Here is a 12650-nt window from a genome sequence, read left to right on the forward strand (position 1 = left end):
CGGTACGCCCGCTGCGGCTAACTCTTAGCCTCGACGGACCACGCCTGGCCGCGAAGCACCGGCCTGGTCCCAGGCCTTGCCGGCGAACCAGTCGTCTCCGCGCAGCTGGCCGGCCAGCATCGGCAGCGCATCGAGGCCCCAGAACAGGCGGCCATCGAGCTCGAAGGTCGGCACGCCGAAGACGCCACGTTTGAGCACGCGCTCGGTCTCGTTGCGCAGCAGATCCTTGACCGGTTCGCCGGCCGGGTCCTGCTTGGGCGCCAGCGCGTCCTTCAAGGCCTGCAGACGCTGCGGATCGGTGGCGCTGGCGCCGCCGGCCTGCCAGGCATAACGGAACACCTGCTCGCACTGGAGCCGGTTCGGCGTGGCGCCGGGCATCTGCGGCGCGGCCCACAGCAGGCGCAGCAGCGGCAGCGGATTGAACGGGTGCTCGGCCGGCACTTGCAGCGGGATGCCGAGCTGGTCGGCCTGCCAGGCGACCTGGCGGAAGGTCCACTGGCGCTTGGTCTCGATCTCGGCCGGGCCTTTCTGGCCGATCGCGTGCAGCAGCGCGGCGAACAGGATGGGCCGGTATTCGACCTCGTAGCTGAGGCCCTGCAGCGCTTCGGGCAGGTGCTCGAAGGCGAGGTAGGCGTAGGGCGAGACCGGGTCGAAGTAGAAGGTGATGGTTTTCATCAGGGCATGTCGTGGTGTTCGGCGGCGGTGAAGACGGCGTGCTGCTCGACGAGGATCTCTCGGCGGGCCGGCAGGCTGTCAAGAATCTGCTGCTTCAGCGTGTCGGGCGCATTGCTCCAGACGACGATCTCGTCGATGGTGCGCGCGCAGCCTTCGCACCAACCGGTCTTGGCATGAATGCGGCAGACGTTGGTGCAGGGCGACGCGATCATGGCGCTGGCACTTGCATCGCATCGATCACCGGCGCGCCGGTCAGCGCAACGAGCTGATCCGGGCTCATCGGGAACACGCCGTTCGGATGGCCGGCGGCAGCCCAGATCACGTCGAAGCGGAACAGCTCGCGGTCGATGAAGACCAGCGGCCCCTGCCCTTCCGCCGGCGCGAAGCCCAGCGGCGAGACCCCGCCGATCGAGAAACCGGTGCGCGCCTTGACGTAGTCGGCATCGGCACGGCCCAGCGGCCCGGTGTGCTCCTTGAGCTTCTTCTCGTCGACGCGCAGGTCGCCCGAGGCGATCACCATCACCGCCGTGTCGTCGGCCTTGCGGCGGAACACGACCGACTTGGCGATCTGGCCGAGGCTGACGCCCAGCGCGTCGGCGGCCTCCTGCGAGGTGCGGGCGGTGGCCTCGAGCCACAGCGGCTCGCGCGGGTGCTGGCGCTCGGCCAAGGCGGCGCTGACGCGCTTGAAGCCTTCTGGACGCTCAGGGCGATCGGTGTTGCTAGTCATGGCCCGATTCTCCCGCAGCCGCAACGTAAGCCGCCACGAACTCCGGCGGCATGCGGCGCGGCCGGCCGCTGGCGATCTCGATGCAGACCAGATCCCAGCGCCCGCGCATGATCAGCGCGCCATCGCCGTCGCGCTTCAGCTCGAAGAAACGCTCCATCTGCAGCTTGCCGTCGCCGGGCGTCAGCCAGGTGGTGAGGGTCAGGTCTTCACCGAGCAGCGTGGGCAGCAGGTAGTCGTACTCGGCGCGGCGGATCGCCATCGCGCGGTCCATCCGGTGATAGTCCGCCAGGCTCAGGCCCAGCGCCTCGGAATGGGCCCAGCCGATGCGCTCGCACCAGCGCACGTAGACCGCGTTGTTCGTGTGATTGAGCCCGTCGATGTCCTCGGGCTGCGGGCGGACGGCCAGCGTGAAACGATTCATCCGGAAATCTTAAGCGCCCCTTCGAGGACTGCCCTCGCCTCACCCTGCGCGAAAAGCCGCTCGCGCAAGTAGGCGGCCAGGCCCAGGTGCTGGGCCAGCACGACGTTGAAGCGGATGTGCGGACTCGGCCGACTGCCATCGGCGCTGAAGCTGGCGCCACGGGCAAGCACGTAGCCGTGGCGCAGGGCGTCCTGCACCAGCAGGTCCGCATCAGTGGCCGAGGGCAGCCGGCCCCAGAGGAAGAGCCCGCCCTCGCCCGGCGCATCGAAGGCGATGCCGGCCTCGCCGAGCTGGCGGATGCAGACGTTGCGCGCCGTCACCAGCTTGCGCTGCAGGCGCTCGAGGTGCTTGCGCCAGCGGCCGGTGGCCAGCGCCTCGGCCATCACGTATTCGTTCAGCGCCGGCGTCGTCAGCACGGTGAGGATCTTTTCGCGCAACAGCGGCCGCAGCAGCGCATGGTCGGCCGCCACATAGCCTAGCCGCAGCGCCGGGCTCAGGGCCTTGGCGAAGGACGAGAAGTAGATCACCCGCTCGAAGCCGGCCAGCGCGGCCAGCCGCGTCGTCGCCTGGCCCGGATGGAAGTGCCCGTGCACGTCGTCCTCGGCGATCAGGAAGCCGTGCTGCTGCGCCAGGGTCAGCAGGCGGTGCAGGTTGCCGGGGCTGCTGCCCCAGCCGGTCGGGTTGTGCAGCACCGACTGCACGAACAGCAGGCGCGGCCGGTGCTCGTGGCAGGCGGCCTCCAGTTCGGCCAGGTCGATGCCGTCGACGCGCCGCGTGATCGGCACGACACGCAGGCCCTGCTGGCGCAGCCGGCCGAACATCAGGAAGTAGCCCGGGTCCTCGACCAGCACCGTGTCGCCCGGCTGCAGGAAGGCGCGACAGATCAGGTCGATCGCCTGCGTGGCGCCGTAAGTCGTGAGGATGCGGCCGGCGTCCACCGGCATGCCCTGGGCCCGCATCAGCAGCGCTATCCGCTCGCGCAGCTCCGGCAGGCCCTGCGGCGGGCAGCGCGAGGCCAAGCCCGCGGCGCTGTTGGCCAGCGCCCGCTGCACCGCGGCGGCCGGGATCGCATCCTGAAGCCAGGCCGCCGGCAAGGCGCCGCTGCTGGCCAGCAACCGGCCCGCGCGCTGGTCGTTGGCCTGCTGTGCCAGCCAGACCGGTTCCTGCTCCTCGCCGGCTTCGAGCAACTGGGCGGCGGCCTCGTCCGACGGCGCCGCCGCCGCGCGGACGAAGAAACCTGCGGTACCGCGCGAATCGATGTGGCCGCGCGCAGCCAGGCGGTCGTAGGCGGTGACGATGGTCTGCGGGCTGACGGCCAAGGTCGAAGCCAGTTGGCGGATCGACGGCAACCGCGCGCCTGCCGGCAGGCGGCCGCTGGCCATCAGCTCGCAAAGGCGCGCCTCGACTTGATCGGTCAGCGGCGTGGGTGATTGGCGGTCGAGCGGGAACATCGGCGGATCTTAGGCAAGGCCGAGGCTCGCGATCATGTCGACCTCGGTCACCGCGCCTTTGGGCAACTGCAGCACGCCGACCGAGGTGCGGCTGTGCGCGCCGCGCGGCCCGAGCACGCGGGCGATCGCGTCGGAGGCGCCGTCGGCAACCTCGCTCTGCTGGGTGAACTCCGGCGCGCTGCGGACGAACACGGTGATCCTCATGATGCCGCCGATCGCATCCAGCGAGCCGGCCCGGCGCTGCAGCAGCGCGAGACCGCGCATCGCGCAGATGGCCGCCGCCCGCCTCGCTTCATCGAGGCCTATATCGGCGCCCGCCACGCCGACGTGCAGCACGCGGTCACCCACGCGCGGGATCTGCCCGCTGACGAAGAGCTGCCGGCCGTCTTGCGCGATCGGCGCGTAGTTGCCGCCGATGCGGATCTCGCCGCTGAAGTCGCAGTCCAGTTCGCGTGCGAGGGCCAGGAATCGTTCATCGGATGTCATGGTGCAGGCACTCTAGGTCAGGCCTCGCGCAACAGCAGCACGGCCATCACGAACAGGCTGCCACCCATCATCGCGTTGAACAGGCGCCAGCGCAGCGGATTCGCCAACCAGCGGCGGATGCCCACGCCGAACAGCACCCACATCGACGAGCACGGGAAGCCGATGATCCAGCCCAGCACCGCCACCAGCGCCGCCGCCGGTAGCAAGGCCATGCCGGCGGGCATGAACACCGAGGCAAGCGTCAGCGCCTTGACCCAGCTCTTCGGATTGACCGCCTGGAACATCACGCCGTGGACGAAGGACAGCGGCTGCCCTTCACGTGCCGAGGTGACCGGCGCGGCGCCGAGCAGTTGCCAGGCCAGCACCAGCAGGTACAGCGAACCGGCGATCCGCAGCACGTGGTGCAGCCAGGGCCAGGCGACGAACACCTGCCCGAGGCCGATGCACATCAGGAAGGTCTGCAGCGCTACGCCAGCGTTGATGCCGACCAGGTGCGGCAAGGTGCTGCGGTAGCCATGGCGGGCGCCGGCGGCCGTCAACATCACGTTGTTGGGCCCCGGCGTGCTGGACATCAGGAAGCAGTAGCTCGCCAGCGGGAGGAGTTCGGTCCAGGTGTTTTCCATGCCGCCAGCGTAGGCGGCATGCGGCGCGGCGCCCAGGCACAAGAGTGCGGCGCCGCCACTGCGCTGTACCGCCGCGCGGGGCGGTACAGCGGCGGATCAATGACGGTGGTCGTCGTGATCGTGGCGGTCGCGGCGATCGGGGATGCCGTCGTTGTCGCGGTCACGGCGATGGCCGCCATCGCGGTCGCGGTAGTCGGGCACGCCGTCATGGTCGCGGTCGCGGCGCGCTTCGTGCCAGCTGTCGCGATAGTAGTGATCGCGGTAGTGCGGGGCGTAGACGTTGCGATACCAGTTGTCGCGCACGAAGTAGACCGGGCGGCCGCAGGCGTCGTAGCGGTGGCAGTAACGGCCCCAGTTGCGTTCGTAGCCGACCGGAACGCGCAGGTAGATCGGCTCCATCCGCTGCGGACCGCGCTCGACCCAGACCGGCTGGCTGTAGATCAGCTGCGGGCGCGGCGCATTGCCGAGATCGATGCGGCCGTAGAAGCCCGGTTCGCCGACCGAGATCGAGACACCGACGTCGGCGGCCTGGGCTGCCGGTACGGAGGCACCGAGGGCGGCAAGGCCGATCAGGGAGGACATCAAGAGTTTTTTCATGGCACAAGCTCCTTCTGGTCTGTTCAACGCGCTCGACCGGGGGCCGGTGCACCCGGCGAAACGATTGGATACTCTTTTGGAGTCAGCCTCCGGTCAGGCGAACGGCTCGGTCAGGCAATCGACGTGCCGTCGAGCGCGTAGTCGAATTCATAGAAATGCCGTCCGCTCTCGATGCGGATCGCCATCCGCCCGGTCAGCCCACGTAACTCGTTAGTTCCACTGTCCGGGATCACGGTCACCGACAGGCTGGGCCTGCCGCGATCCATCGTCCCGCTGTGCTGCAGCGAGAAGCTGCCCTGCCGGCCGGCCAAGGTGCCGGTGACGGTTTCGATCGCCACATAGCCGGCCGAGCCTTCGACGGCCGTGCGCACCGCCAGCATCTGGCCGACGCTCGTGGCCTCCAGCGGCCCGCGGTAGCGCTTGTCCAGCAGCATGCGGCCGGGTGCGTCCGCCCCGCCCTCCTGCGCTTGCGGGCTCATCTTGACCTCGAAGTCACCGGTGATGGTCGTCGTGCTCATGTTCGGATCGCTCCTGGTTTCGTTGCCGGCGGGATTGTGCGGGCGGTCAGGACGCGATCCTAGATCCGGCAGTTGACCGCTTGTCATGATCAGCAAGGACTTGCGAACACGACGAATACTCCGATCTACACGACTCACCTGCCACGCAACAGCGCTACGCCCCCGCTGGTCTGGCGCTACGAACCTCATGCTGCGTTGCTTCTCCTCGTGGGCAGGAGCCCACTTCGTCGTCGCGCCTTGCCTGCGCTTCGCCTCGCCAGCCCCTCGGACGCGTTCGACTGCCGGATCCAGGATAATGCCGCCCCTTTGCGGTATCCCCCTGGCTTTTCATGAACATCACGGTCCTCGAAGAACTGCGTGCCTACATCGATCCCCTGACGCCCGCCGAACATGCGGCGCTGGAGCGCAGCATCCTGGCCGAAGGCTGCCGCGACGCCCTGGTGCTGTGGGGCGACATCCTGGTGGACGGCCACAACCGCCACGGCATCTGCCAGAAGCACGGCCTGCCCTTCCAGACGGTGCAGAACACGCGCTTCCAGTCGATGGAAGACGTGCACCTGTGGATGATCGACCAGCACCTGGGTCGACGCAGCGTGTCGGACTTCCAGCGCGGCGTGCTGGCGCTGCGCAAGAAGGAGATCCTCGCCGGGCGGCAGAAGCCGATCGCGCCGGTCGACACGCCGGAGGCCGCCCTGCCCCCGCCCGAGAAGCTGAACACGCGGGAGTCCATTGCCAAGGCCGCGCGCATCAGCAGCGCCACCGTGATCGCGATCGAGAAGATCCAGAAAAGCGCCGCGCCGGAGCTGGTCGAGGCGGTCAAGCAGGGCGAGATCTCGATCAATGCCGCCGCCGTGGTGGCGACGCTGCCCGCCGAGCAGCAGGCCGCCGCAGCGGCCGGCGGCAAGAAGGAGTTGCGCGAGGCGGCGAAGCGGGTGCGCGAGGAGAAGAAGCCGTCGACGAAGAAGGAAGCCGCCGATGAGGCTCCCGCGCCTGCTATCGTTAGCGAGGTGCAAGCCTCGCCCGAATCGGAGCAGGAGGAATTGCAGCGCCTGCGCCGCACCGTGGCCGAACTGAGCGCCGAGAACGCAGCGCTGAAGCAGCAGCTGCTTGCGCTGCAGGCCTGAGCCTCAGTTCAGCGGAGTCAGCGGCGTATAGAGCGGCCGCTTGACGACGACCGGCGTCACGTCCAGCCGCAGTTTCAGCAGCGTGTAGAAGTAGTTGTCGTCGCCGCGGGCGACGACGTTGGCATAGCCGACGCTGCCCTCGCCCTTGTAGAGCCGGAACTCGAAGCCGAGGTCCGGGTTCAGGCTCGAAGCAGGGGCGCCGGCATTGAAGGCCAGGCCCAGCACCTCGACGCGCTGGCCGTAGAGCAGCCGAGCCATCGCGTTGGTGATCGTGTTGTCGCCGAGGATGTCCAGGTAGTGCGGCGTGTTGGCCAGCGCCGCGCCGTCGTCGCCGGTCGGCGGATCCATCTTGACCATGCGGTTCTTGGCCGCTGAGGGTATGGCCGTCGCGGTTCTCAGGTTGTAGCGGTCGCCGTGGTCGAGGAAGCTCAGCTGCGCGCCGCGCAGGTTGAAGGCGCCGAGTGCCGGATCGCTGGTGGCGCCGTTCAGGTCGACCAGCAGCGCGCCCTTGGCGCCGATCACTTCCATCTCCATGCCGTGCAGCACGATGGCGCTGTTCTCCTCGATGCCGACGCCCAGCTTGTAGTCCTTGGCCACCATCAGCGGCAGCATCCGACCGATGCGGCCGCGCTTGAGGAAATGCTGGTCGACGAACAGGTTCGGGCCGACAAAGCCCAGGCCCTGGTCCATCTCGCGCCCGTCGCGCAGCTGGCCCTTCAGCACCATCAGCGGATCGGGTGCATCGCGGAACATCGTCGTGCTCATCACCGCCGCACCCGCGCTGCTGCCGGCAACGACGCCGCCGCGGCGGTAGACCTCCCAGATCGCCTGCAACATCGCGCTCTGCTGGCCGCCCGGCTGCAGGGTGTCGACGATCAGTTCCTGCGCGCCGCCGGAAAAGAAGATGCCCTGCGAACTGCGCACCTTGTTGATCAGCGCCGCGTCGTTCAGGTTGCGCTGCAGGTTGGCGCCGGCAAGCCGTGGTGCGACAGGGATGAATTCCGCGTAGGCGCCCTGGGCGTTCAGCGCATTGACGATCTCCTCGGCGCTCAGCTCCGGAGTGCCCGAAGCGGTGCCGAAGACCGCGAAGCGCGCGCCCTTGCCGCCCGCCTCGTCGACGACGCGCTTCCACACCGCATGGTTGTCGAAGCGCAGCGCGCCGCCGATGACGATCGCCGTGCCCTGCCGCGCGCTCGTGTCGGGCGAGGGAGCCGCCGTCGACGGCGCCGCCACCAGGCAGGCGCCCAGGAAGGCGGCACTGGCGAGCAGGCGGCGTACCCGGGTGGAAACTGAATTCGGCAGGCAGGCGTACATCACATCACCTCGATCCATCGGCGGGCCGGCACAAGCCGGCAGTTGATACCCCGATGCTAGCGACCCGACCTGACGCCACAAACCTCCATTTGGATGAGAGGACGGGCTTTATTCACGTGAGGGCTCGTTCATCCCCAATTCGCCGGCAATTCGCTGCACCAGCGCCTTCAGCGCCTCCAGTTCGCCGTTCAGCCGCTGCTGCTCGGCGCGCAGGAAGGCGATCTCCTCGTCGCGCGGCAGCGCGGCGGCACCGGCAGCCGCCGCGGAACCCTCGGGCACCACGACCTCCCCGCACAGCAGATGCGCCCAGCGCGGCTCGCGCGCACCGGCCGCACGCGGCAGCTTGACGACAAACGGCGGGCTGCGCCCGGCCAGCTCGTCGAGAAAGCCTTCGACCGAGGACAGGTCCGCGAAACGGTGCAGCCGCTCGGTGTGCATCTTGATCTCGGCCGTGGTCAGCGGGCCGCGCAGCATCAGCAGGGTCAGGATGGCCAGGCCCGCGCCGGGCACGCCTAAGCCGCGCGCGCCGTTGTGCTCGAAGCGCACGACGCGGCTGCCGCTGACCGTGTTGACCAGGTGCATCGCCTTCAGTTCGTCCAGCGCCTCCAGCACGTCGGCCTCGCTGGCATTCATCTGCACGTCGCGCGAGGTCTTCTGGTTGCAGCCCATCGTCAGCGCATTCAGCGACAGCGGATAGCTGTCGGGCACCGTGGCCTGCTTCTCGACGAGGACCGCCAGCACGCGCGCCTCCAGCGCGCTCAGGGTACACAGGCTCATCCGCTCAGACTCCGAAGCCGTCGTCGGCCTGCAGCACCGCGCCGTTGATGAAATGGCTCTCGTTGGCGCACAGCATCATCAGCGCGGTGTCCAGGTCCTGCGGCTGGCCGACGCGCTTGCGTGGCAGCAGATCCACGAGCTTCTTGCCCTGCTCCGTGCCCCAATGGTGCTGGTTGATCTCGGTCGTGATGTAGCCGGGGCAGATCGCGTTGACATTGATGCCGAACTTGCCCCATTCGAGCGCCATCGCCCGCGTCATGTGGATCACCGCGGCCTTGCTCATCGCGTAGACGCCGATCTGGCTCAGCACGCGCAGGCCGGCCATCGATGCGATGTTGACGATGCGCCCGCCGGTGAAGGTGCCGGGCGCCGCGCCGCGGGAGCGCGCCAGCATCCGCTTGCCGACCTCCTGCGCGACGAAGAAGGCGCCGCGCACGTTCGTGTCCATCACGAAGTCGTAGTCGTCGGCGCTGACGTCGACGAGCCGCTGCGTCGTGCTGACGCCGGAGTTGTTGATCAGGATGTCCAGCGTGCCGACCTCGGTCTCCGCATGGGCGACGGCGGCCTTGATGCTGTCCAGGTCCGTCACGTCCAGCTCGACGACGTGGGCGCTGCTGCCCTGGGCCTCGATCTCGTTGCGCAAGGTCTTCAGGCGCTCGACGCGCCGGCCCGCCAGCACGACGCAGGCGCCGGCGCGGGCCAGGGTCTTGGCGAACTGCGCGCCGAGGCCGCTGGAGGCCCCGGTGACGAGGGCCACGCGGCCTTCGAGGTCAATGCTGTAGCTCATGGAATCGCTCCTCCGGAATGCCTGGGAACGATAGCATGCGGCCCTCGGCGCCCCAGTAGAATTCGCCCCGCCCCAGCGGCACTCAGGGGGAGCACTGCCCCGATGACATCGACAACAAGGATCCCCATGACCTCCGCCGAACTCCTCGCCCAATTTGGTCCCCGCGACAGCATGGACTACGACGTCGTCATCGTCGGCGCGGGCCCCGGCGGCCTGTCCGCCGCGATCCGGCTGAAGCAGCTCGCCGCGAAGGCCGGGAAGGAGATCTCGGTCGTCGTGCTGGAGAAGGGCTCGGAGCCGGGCGCGCACATCCTCTCGGGCGCGGTGATGGACCCGATCGCCATCACCGAGCTGTTCCCGAACTGGAAGGAACTCGGCGCACCGCTGAACCAGCCGGTGACGGCCGACGAGGTGCTGTTCCTCACGAAGGACGGCGCCACCGCCACGCCGCAATGGCTGATCCCCGAGTGCCTGCACAACCACGGCAACTACGTCGTCGCGCTGGGCACCGTCACCAAATGGCTGGGCGAGCAGGCCGAGGCGCTGGGCGTCGAGATCTTCCCGGGCTTCACCGCCGCCGAGGTGCTGTACGACGAGCAGGGCAATGTCCGCGGTGTGGCCACCGGCAATATGGGCCTCAACAAGGAAGGCGAGCCGACCGACGAGTTCCAGCTCGGCATGGAGCTGTGCGGCAAATACACGATCTTCGCCGAGGGTGCGCGCGGCCACCTGGGCAAGCAGCTGATCGCCCGCTTCAAGCTCGACGAAGGCAAGGATCCGCAGAGCTACGCGATCGGCGTCAAGGAGCTGTGGGAAGTGCCGGCCGACAAAGCCAAGCCCGGCCTCGTCGTGCACACCGCAGGCTGGCCGATGGACAACGACACCTACGGCGGCGGCTTCCTGTACCACCTCGAAGGCAACAAGGTGACCTTGGGCTTCGTCATCGGCCTGGACTACAAGAACCCCTGGCTGTCGCCGTTCGAGGAAATGCAGCGCTGGAAGACGCACCCCAGCATCCGCGCCCACCTCGAAGGCGGCAAGCGCATCAGCTACGGCGCCCGCGCGATCACGGCCGGCGGCCTGCTGAGCCTGCCCAAGACGGTGTTCCCCGGCGGCGCGCTGATCGGCTGCGATGCCGGGTACCTGAACGCCTCGCGCATCAAGGGCAGCCATGCCGCGATCAAGACCGGCATGCTCGCGGCCGAGGCCGCGTTCGACGCCGTTCAGGCCGGCCGCCAGCACGATGAGCTGACGAGTTATCCCGCCGCATTCGAGCAGAGCTGGCTGCGTGCCGAGCTGGACCGCTCGCGCAACTTCAAGCAGTGGTTCAAGAAGGGCAACACCGTCGGCTCGCTGATGACCGGCATCGAGCAGTGGCTGCTGCCCAAGCTGGGCATCAAGAGCCCGCCGTGGACCATCCACCGCGCCCAGGCCGATCACCTGTACCTGCGCCCCGCGGCGGAGATGCCCAAGATCGACTACCCGAAGCCGGACGGCAAGCTCACCTTCGACCGCCTCTCGTCCGTGTTCGTCTCGAACACCAACCACGCCGAGAACCAGCCCGCCCACCTGACGCTGAAGGATCCTTCGGTGCCGGTGAAGATCAACCTCGCAAAGTACGCCGGCCCCGAGAGCCGCTACTGCCCGGCCGGCGTCTACGAGTTCGTCAAGAACGAGGCCGACAACAGCGAGCGCCTGCAGATCAACGCGCAGAACTGCGTGCACTGCAAGACCTGCGACATCAAGGACCCGACGCAGAACATCGTTTGGGTCACCCCCGAGGGCGGCGGCGGACCAAATTACGCGGGGATGTAAGCGTCGTCACTCCTCGGCCGGACCGCGGTTCTTCAGCTCCGCGAACTTGGCCGCCATCGTCGGATTGCCGCGATTCAGCTTCTTGATCGTCACGTCCTGTGCCTTGTCGTTGGCCAGGCGCAGGTTGCGGTCGGTGCCGAGCAGGGCTTCCTTCGTCTTCTGCAGGTGATCGATCGACTTGTCGATCTCGTCGATCGCCGTCTGGAAGCGCCGGGAGGCCAGGTCGTAGTTCTTCGCGAATGCGGTCTTGAAGGTCTCCAGCTCCGCTTCGAAGTTGGTGATGTCGATGTTCTGCGCCTTCACCAGCGCCAGCTCCGACTTGTACTTCAGCGAGTTCATCGCCGCGTTGCGCAGCAGCGTGATGATCGGGATGAAGAACTGCGGGCGCACCACGTACATCTTCGGGTAGCGGTGGAACACGTCCACGATGCCGGTGTTGTAGAGCTCGCTGTCGGGCTCCAGCAGTGACACCAGCACCGCGTATTCGCAGCCCTTCTCGCTGCGGTCCTTGTCGAGTTCCTTCAGGAAATCCTCGTTGCGGTTCTTCGTCGCGGTGCGGTCGCTCTCGTTCTTCATCTCGAACATGATCGAGACGATCTCGGTGCCCGCCTCGTCCGAGTCGCGGAAGATGTAGTCGCCCTTGCTGCCGGTGCGCGCGTCGTTGTCCTTCTCGAAGTAGGCGCGCGGAAAGGCCGTGGCGCGGATGCGGTTGAACTCGGTCTCGCAGTGCTGCTCCAGCGTCTCGCCGACCATCTTGGTCGACAGGCGGGCCTTCATGTCGCGCAGCCGCTCGATCGCGTCGTCGCGATCCCTGATCTGCGTCTCGTACTTGTCCTTCAGCGACTTCTCGGCGAGCTGCTTCTCCAGCGCCACCCGCTCCAGGCCACCCTTCAGCTCGTCGCGCTCCTTCTCGACCGCGCTGACGGCCTCGTTGATCGCCAGCCTCTTTGCCAGCTCGGCCTGCTGGGCCGCGGCCTGCCGGTCGTTCTTCGCCTGCGCCAGCTCGCTCGCGAGCGCATCGCGCTGCTTCTCGACGGCGCTCAGCGCTTCGGTCACGGCGAGCTTGCGCGCGACCTCACCGGCATCGAGCCGGGCTTTCAGTTCCTGGATCTCGGCGTCCTTGGTGGCGGCGGCCTTTTGCAGCTCGCCGGCGAGCTTGGCCCGGGCAAGTTCGACGGCGTTGCGCTTCTCCTGCTCGGCCAGCTCGAGCCGCTCGTGCAACTGCTTGTCGAAGTCGCTGTCGCGGACCTGCTTGAGGATGTCGGCATAGCCCGCCTCGTCGATCTTGAAGGCCTTGTGGCAGTGCGGGCAGATGATCTCGTTCATGTCGGGATA

At 68.0% G+C, this 12650-nt stretch carries 15 protein-coding genes; 2 read left to right on the forward strand and 13 right to left on the reverse strand.

The annotated features are described in order from the left end of the window. Positions 1 to 24 precede the first annotated feature (24 nt). From SNE35_RS19400 to SNE35_RS19440, 9 genes are all read right to left on the reverse strand, one after another. A complete protein-coding gene (locus tag SNE35_RS19400; protein WP_320424635.1) occupies positions 25 to 675 on the reverse strand; it encodes a 2-hydroxychromene-2-carboxylate isomerase in 651 nt (216 codons plus the stop codon). Then, positions 675 to 992, reverse strand: a complete 318-nt coding sequence (locus tag SNE35_RS19405; RefSeq protein WP_431312771.1) for a DUF1289 domain-containing protein — start codon at positions 990 to 992, stop codon at positions 675 to 677. The genes SNE35_RS19400 and SNE35_RS19405 overlap by 1 nt, the downstream gene beginning before the upstream one ends. Beyond that, positions 884 to 1402 carry a YbaK/EbsC family protein gene (locus SNE35_RS19410; RefSeq protein WP_320424636.1) on the reverse strand — a complete coding sequence of 173 codons (519 nt, stop codon included), beginning with the start codon at positions 1400 to 1402 and terminating at the stop codon, positions 884 to 886. The genes SNE35_RS19405 and SNE35_RS19410 overlap by 109 nt, the downstream gene beginning before the upstream one ends. Then, entirely contained in the window at positions 1395 to 1823 is a 429-nt protein-coding gene (locus tag SNE35_RS19415) for an acyl-CoA thioesterase (RefSeq protein ID WP_320424637.1), read from the reverse strand. The genes SNE35_RS19410 and SNE35_RS19415 overlap by 8 nt, the downstream gene beginning before the upstream one ends. Further along, the gene (locus tag SNE35_RS19420) at positions 1820 to 3274 is read right to left on the reverse strand and encodes an aminotransferase-like domain-containing protein (RefSeq protein ID WP_320424638.1); all 1455 of its coding nucleotides are present in this window, start codon (positions 3272 to 3274) and stop codon (positions 1820 to 1822) included. Before SNE35_RS19420 ends, SNE35_RS19415 begins: the two co-directional genes overlap by 4 nt. 9 nt (positions 3275 to 3283) lie before the next feature. Next, entirely contained in the window at positions 3284 to 3760 is a 477-nt protein-coding gene (locus SNE35_RS19425) for a RidA family protein (RefSeq protein ID WP_320424639.1), read from the reverse strand. A 17-nt stretch (positions 3761 to 3777) separates the two neighbouring features. Next, on the reverse strand, positions 3778 to 4383 hold the full coding sequence (locus SNE35_RS19430; protein ID WP_320424640.1) for a LysE family translocator: 606 nt from the start codon (positions 4381 to 4383) through the stop codon (positions 3778 to 3780). Between the two features lie 96 nt (positions 4384 to 4479). Beyond that, positions 4480 to 4980, reverse strand: coding sequence for a hypothetical protein (locus tag SNE35_RS19435; RefSeq protein ID WP_320424641.1), 501 nt, complete (start codon positions 4978 to 4980; stop codon positions 4480 to 4482). 110 nt (positions 4981 to 5090) lie between these two features. Beyond that, positions 5091 to 5498 (reverse strand): DUF3224 domain-containing protein, encoded by a 408-nt coding sequence (locus SNE35_RS19440; RefSeq protein WP_320424642.1) that lies wholly within the window; start codon positions 5496 to 5498, stop codon positions 5091 to 5093. A 329-nt stretch (positions 5499 to 5827) separates the two neighbouring features. Here SNE35_RS19440 and SNE35_RS19445 point away from each other — a divergent pair, with 329 nt between their 5' ends. Then, a complete protein-coding gene (locus SNE35_RS19445; RefSeq protein WP_320424644.1) occupies positions 5828 to 6622 on the forward strand; it encodes a plasmid replication/partition related protein in 795 nt (264 codons plus the stop codon). A 3-nt stretch (positions 6623 to 6625) separates the two neighbouring features. On the opposite strand, the gene SNE35_RS19450 is transcribed toward SNE35_RS19445, so the two are convergent. The 3 genes from SNE35_RS19450 to SNE35_RS19460 all read right to left on the reverse strand — a co-directional run bounded on the left by SNE35_RS19450 (position 6626) and on the right by SNE35_RS19460 (position 9500). Beyond that, positions 6626 to 7936 carry a cyanophycinase gene (locus tag SNE35_RS19450; RefSeq protein ID WP_320424645.1) on the reverse strand — a complete coding sequence of 437 codons (1311 nt, stop codon included), beginning with the start codon at positions 7934 to 7936 and terminating at the stop codon, positions 6626 to 6628. 108 nt (positions 7937 to 8044) lie between these two features. Then, positions 8045 to 8713 carry a YceH family protein gene (locus SNE35_RS19455; protein WP_320424646.1) on the reverse strand — a complete coding sequence of 223 codons (669 nt, stop codon included), beginning with the start codon at positions 8711 to 8713 and terminating at the stop codon, positions 8045 to 8047. Positions 8714 to 8717: 4 nt separating this feature from the next. Continuing rightward, the gene (locus tag SNE35_RS19460; protein ID WP_320424647.1) at positions 8718 to 9500 is read right to left on the reverse strand and encodes an SDR family oxidoreductase; all 783 of its coding nucleotides are present in this window, start codon (positions 9498 to 9500) and stop codon (positions 8718 to 8720) included. Positions 9501 to 9626: 126 nt separating this feature from the next. Here SNE35_RS19460 and SNE35_RS19465 point away from each other — a divergent pair, with 126 nt between their 5' ends. Then, entirely contained in the window at positions 9627 to 11315 is a 1689-nt protein-coding gene (locus SNE35_RS19465; RefSeq protein WP_320424648.1) for an electron transfer flavoprotein-ubiquinone oxidoreductase, read from the forward strand. Between the two features lie 6 nt (positions 11316 to 11321). Here the strand turns inward: SNE35_RS19465 and SNE35_RS19470 are convergent, their stop codons facing one another. Beyond that, a complete protein-coding gene (locus SNE35_RS19470; protein ID WP_320424649.1) occupies positions 11322 to 12641 on the reverse strand; it encodes a DUF2130 domain-containing protein in 1320 nt (439 codons plus the stop codon). Between the last annotated feature and the right edge of the window lie 9 nt (positions 12642 to 12650).

It is taken from the genome of Roseateles agri (assembly GCF_034043675.1).
Classification (GTDB): Bacteria; Pseudomonadota; Gammaproteobacteria; order Burkholderiales; family Burkholderiaceae_C; genus KK5.

Excerpts from the sequence above, each read along its gene's own strand:
- SNE35_RS19445 (WP_320424644.1), top strand. The coding sequence starts at position 5,828 with ATGAACATCACGGTCCTCGAAGAACTGCGTGCCTACATCGATCCCCTG.
- SNE35_RS19410 (WP_320424636.1), bottom strand. The coding sequence starts at position 1,402 with ATGACTAGCAACACCGATCGCCCTGAGCGTCCAGAAGGCTTCAAGCGC.
- SNE35_RS19470 (WP_320424649.1), bottom strand. The coding sequence starts at position 12,641 with ATGAACGAGATCATCTGCCCGCACTGCCACAAGGCCTTCAAGATCGAC.
- SNE35_RS19400 (WP_320424635.1), bottom strand. The coding sequence starts at position 675 with ATGAAAACCATCACCTTCTACTTCGACCCGGTCTCGCCCTACGCCTAC.
- SNE35_RS19430 (WP_320424640.1), bottom strand. The coding sequence starts at position 4,383 with ATGGAAAACACCTGGACCGAACTCCTCCCGCTGGCGAGCTACTGCTTC.
- SNE35_RS19425 (WP_320424639.1), bottom strand. The coding sequence starts at position 3,760 with ATGACATCCGATGAACGATTCCTGGCCCTCGCACGCGAACTGGACTGC.
- SNE35_RS19420 (WP_320424638.1), bottom strand. The coding sequence starts at position 3,274 with ATGTTCCCGCTCGACCGCCAATCACCCACGCCGCTGACCGATCAAGTC.
- SNE35_RS19415 (WP_320424637.1), bottom strand. The coding sequence starts at position 1,823 with ATGAATCGTTTCACGCTGGCCGTCCGCCCGCAGCCCGAGGACATCGAC.
- SNE35_RS19440 (WP_320424642.1), bottom strand. The coding sequence starts at position 5,498 with ATGAGCACGACGACCATCACCGGTGACTTCGAGGTCAAGATGAGCCCG.
- SNE35_RS19460 (WP_320424647.1), bottom strand. The coding sequence starts at position 9,500 with ATGAGCTACAGCATTGACCTCGAAGGCCGCGTGGCCCTCGTCACCGGG.
- SNE35_RS19465 (WP_320424648.1), top strand. The coding sequence starts at position 9,627 with ATGACCTCCGCCGAACTCCTCGCCCAATTTGGTCCCCGCGACAGCATG.
- SNE35_RS19435 (WP_320424641.1), bottom strand. The coding sequence starts at position 4,980 with ATGAAAAAACTCTTGATGTCCTCCCTGATCGGCCTTGCCGCCCTCGGT.
- SNE35_RS19450 (WP_320424645.1), bottom strand. The coding sequence starts at position 7,936 with ATGTACGCCTGCCTGCCGAATTCAGTTTCCACCCGGGTACGCCGCCTG.
- SNE35_RS19455 (WP_320424646.1), bottom strand. The coding sequence starts at position 8,713 with ATGAGCCTGTGTACCCTGAGCGCGCTGGAGGCGCGCGTGCTGGCGGTC.